This is a genomic window from Nocardia miyunensis NBRC 108239 (genome assembly GCF_001613065.1).
Taxonomy (GTDB): domain Bacteria; phylum Actinomycetota; class Actinomycetes; order Mycobacteriales; family Mycobacteriaceae; genus Nocardia; species Nocardia miyunensis.
In genome coordinates this window covers 19614-28921 of sequence record NZ_BDBQ01000133.1, presented here as the reverse complement: position 1 = coordinate 28921, position 9308 = coordinate 19614, and the positions used below count along the sequence as shown (strand labels likewise).

The following is a 9308-nucleotide window of genomic DNA, read 5'->3' as shown; positions in this document are numbered from 1 at the left end:
AAGGCACGCCCCTGCCCCCGTAGTCGCGAACATGCAGCATCAAGCTCCTCCCCCTTCACCCCAGTCGGTGTCAACACACAATCCACGAGAACCGGGCCGGATCCTCAATCTTGATACGTCTGGTGCGACCCGACCGCAACCCGTACGTGCGCCGACCACGGGTATCGAATGAGTCTCCGACGCTGGGACTTTCGCATCTGCAGTTCGAGGCGCTGCTCGCGGCGGCGCGAGATTCGGCACACGCCAGCCAACCCACAGGCGACTTCGAAGCGTCGATATCACTTTCCGGAGTCGCCTGCACAGACGTCCGAAGTCCTCTGCACCCGCGTTGATGGGTGTCCAAGCCCGCGCAGCTAACTGAGGATGACCCTGAGTCCGATGGCGGCTGCGGCAACGGCGGCGACGATGAGGATTGCCGCGACGATCCGCGATGTCATCGGCAGTGCTGCCTGCAGGTGGGCGAGCATGCGGTGTCCGGCCGTGGTGGGACAGAGCAAGAGCGCGATCGTGAGCGCGGCGACCGGCGCAACCGCGATCACGACGAAGACCGTGGACAGTCCCAGGCGCGAGGCAATGGTCTCATTGGCCATTACGGCGATGGCCCCGTAGAACGGTGCCGAGGTCAGCGACTGGGCCGTCCAGGTGATCAGACCGAGCGCGCTGGCCGCGACCGGGTGCAGATCGTGATGCACCGGCAGCGACATCGGTGGGCGGAGGAATCCGCGCACCGCCACACCGATGACCAGTAGCGCGATCACCACCACGATCACCGCAACAGCCGCCGGAGACAGCGAGTTGAGGGCCCGGTGCACAAGTTGCAGGATCACCGTGAACGAGAACACCAGGGTCAGCACGAGCCCGCCGACCCCACCAATCATGAACGACACGGCTGTCCTCGCATACGCCCACCGCGATGCGCTCGATATCCACACAAACGAGACCGCAAGCAACGCCAGGACATTCGCGGAGTCCACCACCGCCAGCGGAACGATCGAGAACAACGAATTCATAGCCCCGTGATTGTGCAGCAGCACGCTCACAACCGGCTGGATGCCCCCCACCCGGATCACTTGCCCCTTCACGCCACACACTCTGCGGGAGTCGGAAATGACGCCTCGATTCACTGCGGGCCCGCGAATCTCGTCGTCGAACATCCGGTAATGGCAGCCGATCAGGGCGCCTCCCACGGGACTGTCACAGTGGAAGACGCTGGGCAGCAAGTAAATTCATCGCCCCGGCGATACGCAAACCAGAGCAGCTGCACCGGGCCCACCGCCCGGCTCGCTATCTGCCGGCCGAGGTTTGTCGGCAGGTCCGAAACGCCGGACGGCGGGTCCCGGTCGCGCAAGGATGGCCGCATGACATTGCCTACCCTGCCCGAGGAGTCCTTCCGGCGTGTGCTCTGCGTCGTCGCGCATCCTGACGACATGGAATACGGCACGTCCGCGGCCGTCGCACGCTGGACCGCGCGCGGTATCGAGGTCGGTTATCTGCTGCTCACCCGCGGCGAGGCCGGCATGCCGAACCCTCCCGCGGAGACCGCACGCCTGCGCGCCGCCGAGCAGCAGGCCGCCTGCGCCGTCGTCGGTGTCGAGCACCTGACCGTCCTCGAACATCCCGACGGCGTGCTCGTCTACGGCCTCGACCTGCGCCGGGACATCTGCAGGGAGATCCGCCGGTTCAAGCCCGACGTCGTACTCGGCGGCGGATACGACATCGAGACGCCCTACGGCTTCGACCAGGCCGACCACCGCGCGGCCGGACTCGCAACCCTCGACGCGGTGCGCGACGCGGGCAACCGGTGGGTCTTCCCGGAGCAGATCGACCACGAAGGCCTCGAACAGCACTCCGTGCGCTGGTACATCGTCCCCGCACTCGCCGGCTCCGCGACCCACGGCGTCGAGGTCACCGGGGAGTCGCTGCGCCGCGGCGTCGCCTCCCTGAAGGCGCACGCCGCGTACCTGGCCGCGCTCCCGGACCACCCCGCCCCCGAGGACTTCATCCCGCACTTCACCTCGATCAGCGGCAAGACCATGGGCGTCGAGCACGCCGTCCTGTTCCGCGCCCACGACCTGCAAGCACCTCCGGGACTCGCCAGCGACGACCCGCAGGACGCAGACGAAGAGGTCCCGACGAACCCGTCGAGCAGCGGTCACCTGCCACTCAACGGTCTCAGCATCTATTACGAAGTGTATGGAGAACTCGACCCGCGGGAAACGTCGCCGCTGCTGCTCATCCCTGGCGGGTTCATGGCCACCGACTCGATGAAGTGGTGGGTGTCCGCGTTCGCGGGCACGCGCACCGTGATCGTCTTCGATCAGCAAGGGCACGGCCGCACTCCGGATACTTCGCGCGAAATGTCGTACGAGCAGTTCGCCGACGACGCCGCGGCGTTGCTGCGCGCGTTGCAGATCGAGCACGCGGACGTGCTGGGCTACTCGCAAGGCGGCGGGGTCGCAATACAACTCGCGCTCCGTCACCCGAATCTCGTCAGCAAGCTGGTCTCGTTGGCGGCCACCTACCGCGCCGACGGCTGGTACCCGTCCGTGATAGAGGACATCAGAGGTCTCAACGCGGCAGCGTTCGCCGGTACCTCCGTCGAGAAGGCGTTCAAGCAGCACACCCCCGACCCCGCGGCCTTCGACGCCTACCTCCAAAAGATGAAGCGCCTGGCGATCAACGATCAGAACATCAGCGACGCGCAGATGCGTTCGATCTCCGCGAAAACGATGATCATCGCCGGTGATACGGATGCGGTGAAGCCCGAGCACGCGCTGGCGATGTTCACACTGCGTGGTGGCGGCGACGAGGAAGCCGCAGCGCCAGGGACGCTACAGAGAATTCCGGCCGCGCGCTTGGTCATTCTGCCGGCGACATCGCATATCGGCATCTTCGGCCAGTCGACGGTACTGGCGCCGATGGTGAACGCGTTCCTCGACGATGTGCTGCCGACCACACCGAAACTCTTCTAGGCTCACCTCGCACGCAGCAGCGAGGTCGTCCACACAGTTCTGACATTGCGATATCAGCAGCGATCAGCCGGACCCCATGATCGTCCCGACCGCTCCTCCCGAGACCGACCACCAGTCGTACAAAGCATCCGCTCACGCCGCGGGACGGGCGGTCCGCAACCCGAGATCGAGCTGCCGCTGAGATGTCCGCACATGCCGATTAGCGGATGTTCGCTGTCGTCAGCGTGTCATGTAGCGGGCCAGCCGCGAGCGGCAGTTCACCTGGTCGACAACTGCTTTTATGCGAATGCCGTGGCGAACTCGGTGACGAACTGCTGGAAGGTTCGTCCCGGACGGCCGAGAATCGTGGGTAGGTCGTCGGTGAGGTAGTCCGCGTCGCCCTCGGCGAACAGGCCCAGTGCCTTCGCATTGTCGTCGGCGATGGGTGCGGGAAGGCCGAGGTCGATCATCGCCTGTCGCTGTTGTTCGACCGATATCGGGCGATAGGTGATCTGCCGATCGAGCACCTTCGACAGCACCGTCGCAGCGTCTGCGTAGGACAGTGTCTCGGGGCCGGTGGGCCAGTAGGTCTTTTTCGCGTGATCGGTTGGTGCGGTGGCGATCTCGGCGGCGATGGCGGCGACGTCACGTGCATCGATCATGCCGACGCGGCCGTCCTCCGCCGCCGCGGTGAAGCTGTCGGTCGCGGCGATCGCGGGCGCGAGCATGAGGAAGTTCTGCATGTAGGCGTTGTTTTTCAACAGCGTGTAGCTCAGTCCGGAGGCAATCAGCGCGTCCTCGATTTCCGCCTGGCCGCGCCGCCGCGCGATAGGCGACGTCGCCGAGGAGTCGCTGGTGACTTTGACGACGTGACCGGCGCCGGCGCGCACTGCGCTGTCGATGACGGCGATCTCCTGCGCGGGGATCGCGGGACTGACGAGCACGACGCCGGACACGCCGTGCATGGCGGCGTCGACGGTCTCCGGCGCCGTCAGATCACCTTCGACGACCTCCGCGCCCGCCAGTGCCAGCGCGTTCGCCCGCTGCCGGTCGCGGACCAGAACGCGAACGGGCACACCGCGTTCAGCGAGGATGCGCGCTGCTTCGGAGCCGACCTTGCCGGCGGTGGTGATGAGGATCATGGCGATGTCCTAGTGCGAGAGCAGGGTGTCGACCCGGGTCGAGCAGTGCACCCCGGTCGAATTTTGTAGAGGCTCTAATATTAGCATTGACACTAAAGTTGCATGAGATGTGCGGCAGCCGTCATAGGTTCGTGAAGCGTGGAATGCGAGATCCTGCGCAAGAGCGATGCGGGAGTGGTTACGGTTCGGCGCCTACAAGTGGTCGCGCCCCGACTCGCGACTGCCACCGGCATATGTGCGGCGACAACCTTGTCCGGATCGGGAATCGTTCGGTGCCGGTTGATAATTCGCGATACGGACCGGACCGGTCAGGCCGGGGTCGACGGTTCGGCGCCGCTCAACCAGCGGTCGATCTCGTCGAGGATGTTCGCCACGATCGGGTACAGCTCCTTGGCTATCCGTGCCTGGTCCTGCCCGTTGCGGGTGCGTTCGCCCGCCTCGTCGATAATGATCTGCCACACGCTGGACAGTGCGATCCCATGCAGCCGGGCAATCTCCGGTGCGACCGCCGTGGTGTCGGCGATGGCCTGCGCGAACGCCGCGGCCTGGCGGTCGGTCATCTCCAGGGCCAAGCGGTGCACCGCCGGACTGATCGCCGCGAGATGCCCGAGCTCACCGCGCCACAGCTCGGGGGGGACGTCCCGAATTCCGGCAACGGACCGCAGCATGTCTTCGCGGATCGCAGCTGCCGCACTGACACCGGACGGCCGGGTCCGGATCAGCTCGCACAGGCGATCGCGAATCTGCTCGTCACGGTCGGTGACCAGCTGATCCTTGGCTGGGAAGTAGTTGTAGACAGTCTGCTCGGCCACCTCGGCCACACGCGCGACATCAGCGACAGCAACCTGCTCATAGCCATGTTCGGCGAACAACCGCGCGGCGGTATCGGCGATCAGCCGCCGGGTACGCGCCTTCTTGCGCTCACGCAATCCCATGCCGTCCGTGTCCATCCCCAAGAGTATATGGTCGGCAACAAATGTGTACTCCACCACATCATTGGAGTGATACATATCGTGACCGGCTCATACGGAGACGGCGGTGCTGGCGCGGTTCGACGCCCGTGCCAGGGGTAATAGTGACTGGATCATGGTGTCCACCTATCAGTCCGACGGGACCGTCATCGAGCCGGACTATCAGTTCACCAGAATCGTGTTCGGCACCGACGATCCGCTTGCCGAGATGTGGGAGGCAGCGGATCCGCGTTACCGGGTCGCCGCCGCAATCACCTTCGACGACGGTGCCGTGATGGCAAGGACGGTCACCTGCATCGATGCCGCTGCGTAGGCACGCCGCTGCGGTCGCCCTGAAATGCCGCTTATCGAGCGGTTTTCCCTGGTTGCGACGGCAGCAGGACATCTCGATGGTTCAGCCGCCGACCAGTTGGTAGCGAACGTCGATAATCAACCGGGACAGCACATCACCCAGCCGACTCACCTCGTCGGGCGTGAGAGCATCGAACAGACGCCTGCGAACCGTCTCCACATGCCCTGGAGCGGTCTCGACCAACTTGTCCCAGCCCGCCGCGGTCAATACCGCCCACACGCCACGGCCGTCATCCTCGCAGCCGAGCCGCTCCGCCCGCCCGGCGCGCGCACTTCCCGGCATCGGACACGGGCTATCCAGGCCCTACCGGTCGCCAGCGAGGGTATCGCCGTACAGCTTGGTGACTCGGAGTCTGATGACCAGCCGATTGTCCTCGACCATGTTTGCAAGGAATGCCTGCGTGTCGGCAGGATTGTCGAATCCGGGAAACAGGGCGAGTAGTTCGCGGCCGGTGGCGTCGCCGGGGACGGTGCTGACCGGAGAGATCTCCGCGGTGCCCTCGGCGACCGCGAAGGTGAGGTGGTCCGGGCTGCTCACGTACAACGCGGCATGCGGATCACGGACCAGCTGACGGACTTTGAGACGATCAGCTGTGGAGCCGATCGAGATCAGCCGTGCGGCAGGATTCCATTGGTACGCAACGGTCGACAGGTGTGGATGTCCGTCGCGCTTGATGGTCGCCAGGGCTCCCATCTGATGCTCCGCGAGGAAATCGCCCAACTGTTCGGCCGACAGCCGCGTCGGCGACGCTCCTCGCCCCGGCTCGTACTTCGCCTGCTGGATATCGGTCACGGTGACCTCTCGATTCTCATGGTGCACTATTTGTTACCAAGTGCATGATCTGTCACAGGCACCCCCGAGGGAAGAAGGCACTTCGATGTTCCAGAGGCACAGCGATGTTCCTGTCCACGTGGATGAGGCCGCCGATGACGATTCGCGTGACTCAGCTCTCGACCAGGCGTGTTCGGTACTGGAGGTCATCAACCGGGTCAGCGGCAAATGGGCGATCGGCATCCTGCTCAGGACAACCCGGCATCCGATGCGCTTCACCGAACTCGAACGCGAAATCGACGGCATCAGCAGGCGAATGCTCACACTGACCCTTCGCAACCTCGAACGCGACGGCCTGCTGACTCGCACGGTCTACCCGTCGGTCCCGCCCAAGACCGAATACGAAGCCACGCCGATGGCACGCGAGCTCTATCGAACTCTGCTGACGTTGACCGACTGGGCCGATCGCCATCGACACACGATCGCCGTGGCGCGCAAAACCTATGACGAGCAGTCCACCTCCGCGAACCCGCGGTCTGCATCGGACTGATCCGTCGACATATGCGAAAGGCTGCGTCACAGCAAGATTCGTGAAGCCCAGCCGCCTATCGATCCGACAGTGCACTTGCGCGGAACCGACCCGTCGCTGAGGGCGTTCATCGATGCCTCGGCCCAGCACGAATTCACCCGCATCGCCGACCCGCACGCGGAAAAACAGGACGGTATCCTCCTATCCGCTCAACGGCGTCCGGCACAACTGCCCTCTGGAGCGGCACCCGGCACAGAACCTTTCGCCGTAGTGCTTCCAGCGCTTCTACCTGCGATTTCGGGTTATAGCAACCTCCCCCGAGGTCCACTCGCACACCGCCGCTGACCTGCTGAAAGGTCAGCGGCCCTCGGTGTTGTAGAGCTACTGGGAAGCACCGCCTCGGTACCCGTCCCAGCAGCCTCGATTGCGAACCTGGAGGCAGCGTCGTGGCGGGCGGCCACCGCCATCCCGAAACAGGTCGTATGCGCTGATGAGAGCAGTCTGCGCAACGGAGCGTCACGCCGAAATCGGGGCCGCTGTGCTCGCCGGTGATGTCCTTGCGAATAATTAGAAGGTGCAGTCTGCTTCTACACCTCCTTCCGGCGACAGCGCGCCACTCACGCTGCCGGAACAAACCGCCGAGTACCAGCCTCGGGCAGGTAGTTTCCGGTTCTGGTTCGCCGACCATCGGTGGGAATGGTCGCCGGAGATCTACCGGATGCACGGCTACGAGCCCGGCGAGATCGAACCGACCACCGAACTGCTGCTCGCGCACAAACATCCCGAGGACCGCGAACACGTCGCCGAAGCCATCGCCCGCTCCGAGAACCAGGGCGAGCCCTTCTCCAGCCGACACAGGTTCATCGACACCCATGGCGTCGAGCACTCGGTGATGGTCGTGGCCGACCAGGTCCTGGACGATCAGGGCCATCCGATCGGGACCGCCGGGTTCTACATCGACCTGTCCGACACCATCGCCGACGCCGGACAGGAAGCCGTCGGGCGACGACTGCCCGAGATCGTCGAAACACGCGCGGTCATCGAGCAAGCCAAAGGCGTACTGATGCGCATGTACCGGATCACCAGCGCCCAGGCATTCAGCGTCCTGACCTGGCGTTCGCAGGAGACCAACGTCAAACTGCGTGACCTGGCCGAACAACTCATCACCGAACTACCCACGCTCCCGCCACCAGAGCCGGCGACCGTGTCCCAGTTCGACCACATCCTGCTCACCCTGCACGAACGAATCCCCGCCAAGGACCTTCAGGCGTAGTGAGGAGGTACGTCGTGCCCCGGGTGATGCGCGCGGCACTGCGCCAATTCCAGCCGCACGGCGTGCTCATCCCCGGTCTCGAATCCACGGTCCCGACGGCTGGCGGTTGCGGCGCGCGGTGACCAGGTCACGGACCCTGTCCAACGCGGCGACAGCCATCCCCCCGGCCTTCTGCACAACCGGATGGGCCGGGGTCTTCGGATGCGGACGTGTCGGGGCCAGCTTCCTGGCCGCGGCCATCTTCTCCCCGACCACCTCGAGCTGCTCCGTCGAACAGAACTGCCGCAGGAGCGGCCAGACCCGGGTCTGCTCGAAATTGATGTGCTCGCGCGCCGCCGGAACGAACGTCGCCAGCGCCTCCTCGAATTCCGGACTGCCGACCGGCCCGTCCTCGAGTCGCCGCAACAGGTACTTTCCCGTCTTCTCCTGCTCGATGGCGTGATCGGCCAGCACATCTCCGTCCGGCACCATTTTGCGAACCAGCGGCCAGAAGTACTGCTCCTCCACCGCTTCGTGTCCGGATTCGGTGATGACCAGACTGGTCACCAGATCGGCACGAGCTTGCTCGACCTCTCTCGGGGCGCGTTCGAGCGATCTCAGAAGGCGCAGCACCACATTGTGGTCCGCAAGCAACACAGTCAACACATCCATACGAACAATTTCCTTTCAGCCTCATCGTGCCTTTCAGCCTCATCGTGCGGAATCCAGCGGCTCCCCGACCCGAAGCCGGGAAAACACTCCCGAACCATCGCGGCATGCGCTGTCGCGACTCGCCCGCTGACGGCGATGGAATGGCCCTGATCACCCGGAGTGACCTCGAGACACACGCAGGTGCCACCGATTGACCACAGCGATCACGGCCATCCCCGCGCCGATACCGACCGCAGCCAGAACAGCGCTGATGGCTCCGGTACTGAAAAAGCCCGCGACAGTGGCGATTACCGCGCCGATCCCCGCAAGCGCGGCGAACAGCAACAGTACGAAACCAGCCCAATTCCCCGCATCCGCCAGCTTTTTCCCCGGTCGCGCCTCATCCGAGTGAATGATGTCTGCCGCATCATCCAGCGAAAGGGTCTGCGCGCCAACATTGTTCATCACAGTGTCCACCTCGAATACAGCCTCGGTGCCATGCTCGGTTACCTTGGTCGCATTACCCGGCTTCCCCGATCCGAATCGGCAAGCGCGCCGAATCTCCGATACCACAGGAACTTCCGGACCAACTGATGCTCGACCGCAGCGTCAGCGGAAATGATTGCCCGGCAAGGAAGTCGGCAGCGTCCACCACTCGATCGAAGGCTCGCCGCGGCCGGTCACTGTGG

11 protein-coding genes and 1 pseudogene are annotated in these 9308 nt (G+C 64.6%); 5 read left to right on the top strand and 7 right to left on the bottom strand.

Annotated elements, in window-relative coordinates; all coding sequences use genetic code 11:
* Nucleotides 1-353 precede the first annotated feature (353 nt).
* On the bottom strand, nucleotides 354-1154 hold the full coding sequence (locus NM2_RS44090; protein WP_067683021.1) for a hypothetical protein: 801 nt from the start codon (nucleotides 1152-1154) through the stop codon (nucleotides 354-356).
* Nucleotides 1155-1358: 204 nt separating this feature from the next.
* Here NM2_RS44090 and NM2_RS53570 point away from each other — a divergent pair.
* Nucleotides 1359-2027, top strand: a pseudogene (locus NM2_RS53570) (PIG-L deacetylase family protein); the annotation flags it as partial.
* A 6-nt stretch (nucleotides 2028-2033) separates the two neighbouring features.
* Nucleotides 2034-2972: an alpha/beta fold hydrolase gene (locus NM2_RS53565; protein WP_084532246.1), complete on the top strand. Its 939-nt coding sequence runs from the start codon at nucleotides 2034-2036 to the stop codon at nucleotides 2970-2972.
* A 278-nt stretch (nucleotides 2973-3250) separates the two neighbouring features.
* On the opposite strand, the gene NM2_RS44075 is transcribed toward NM2_RS53565, so the two are convergent.
* Nucleotides 3251-4093, bottom strand: a complete 843-nt coding sequence (locus NM2_RS44075; RefSeq protein ID WP_067683019.1) for an NmrA family NAD(P)-binding protein — start codon at nucleotides 4091-4093, stop codon at nucleotides 3251-3253.
* A 308-nt stretch (nucleotides 4094-4401) separates the two neighbouring features.
* A complete protein-coding gene (locus NM2_RS44070) occupies nucleotides 4402-5043 on the bottom strand; it encodes a TetR/AcrR family transcriptional regulator (protein WP_218026116.1) in 642 nt (213 codons plus the stop codon).
* An 88-nt stretch (nucleotides 5044-5131) separates the two neighbouring features.
* Between NM2_RS44070 and NM2_RS44065 the strand changes: the two genes are divergently transcribed.
* Nucleotides 5132-5377 carry a hypothetical protein gene (locus tag NM2_RS44065; protein WP_157121861.1) on the top strand — a complete coding sequence of 82 codons (246 nt, stop codon included), beginning with the start codon at nucleotides 5132-5134 and terminating at the stop codon, nucleotides 5375-5377.
* 81 nt (nucleotides 5378-5458) lie between these two features.
* Here the strand turns inward: NM2_RS44065 and NM2_RS44060 are convergent, their stop codons facing one another.
* The gene (locus NM2_RS44060; protein WP_067683015.1) at nucleotides 5459-5698 is read right to left on the bottom strand and encodes a winged helix DNA-binding protein; all 240 of its coding nucleotides are present in this window, start codon (nucleotides 5696-5698) and stop codon (nucleotides 5459-5461) included.
* Nucleotides 5699-5719: 21 nt separating this feature from the next.
* Nucleotides 5720-6208 carry a pyridoxamine 5'-phosphate oxidase family protein gene (locus NM2_RS44055; protein ID WP_218026115.1) on the bottom strand — a complete coding sequence of 163 codons (489 nt, stop codon included), beginning with the start codon at nucleotides 6206-6208 and terminating at the stop codon, nucleotides 5720-5722.
* An 85-nt stretch (nucleotides 6209-6293) separates the two neighbouring features.
* Between NM2_RS44055 and NM2_RS44050 the strand changes: the two genes are divergently transcribed.
* Both NM2_RS44050 and NM2_RS44045 read left to right on the top strand, forming a co-directional pair.
* Complete coding sequence (locus NM2_RS44050) at nucleotides 6294-6737, top strand: winged helix-turn-helix transcriptional regulator (RefSeq protein ID WP_067683013.1); 444 nt, start codon at nucleotides 6294-6296, stop codon at nucleotides 6735-6737.
* Nucleotides 6738-7290: 553 nt separating this feature from the next.
* Nucleotides 7291-7989, top strand: coding sequence for a PAS and ANTAR domain-containing protein (locus NM2_RS44045; RefSeq protein ID WP_084532236.1), 699 nt, complete (start codon nucleotides 7291-7293; stop codon nucleotides 7987-7989).
* A 66-nt stretch (nucleotides 7990-8055) separates the two neighbouring features.
* Here NM2_RS44045 and NM2_RS44040 read toward each other — a convergent pair whose 3' ends face one another.
* Both NM2_RS44040 and NM2_RS44035 read right to left on the bottom strand, forming a co-directional pair.
* Complete coding sequence (locus tag NM2_RS44040) at nucleotides 8056-8640, bottom strand: hemerythrin domain-containing protein (RefSeq protein ID WP_067683011.1); 585 nt, start codon at nucleotides 8638-8640, stop codon at nucleotides 8056-8058.
* Between the two features lie 150 nt (nucleotides 8641-8790).
* Nucleotides 8791-9087 (bottom strand): hypothetical protein, encoded by a 297-nt coding sequence (locus NM2_RS44035; protein ID WP_157121859.1) that lies wholly within the window; start codon nucleotides 9085-9087, stop codon nucleotides 8791-8793.
* Nucleotides 9088-9308: the final 221 nt, after the last annotated feature.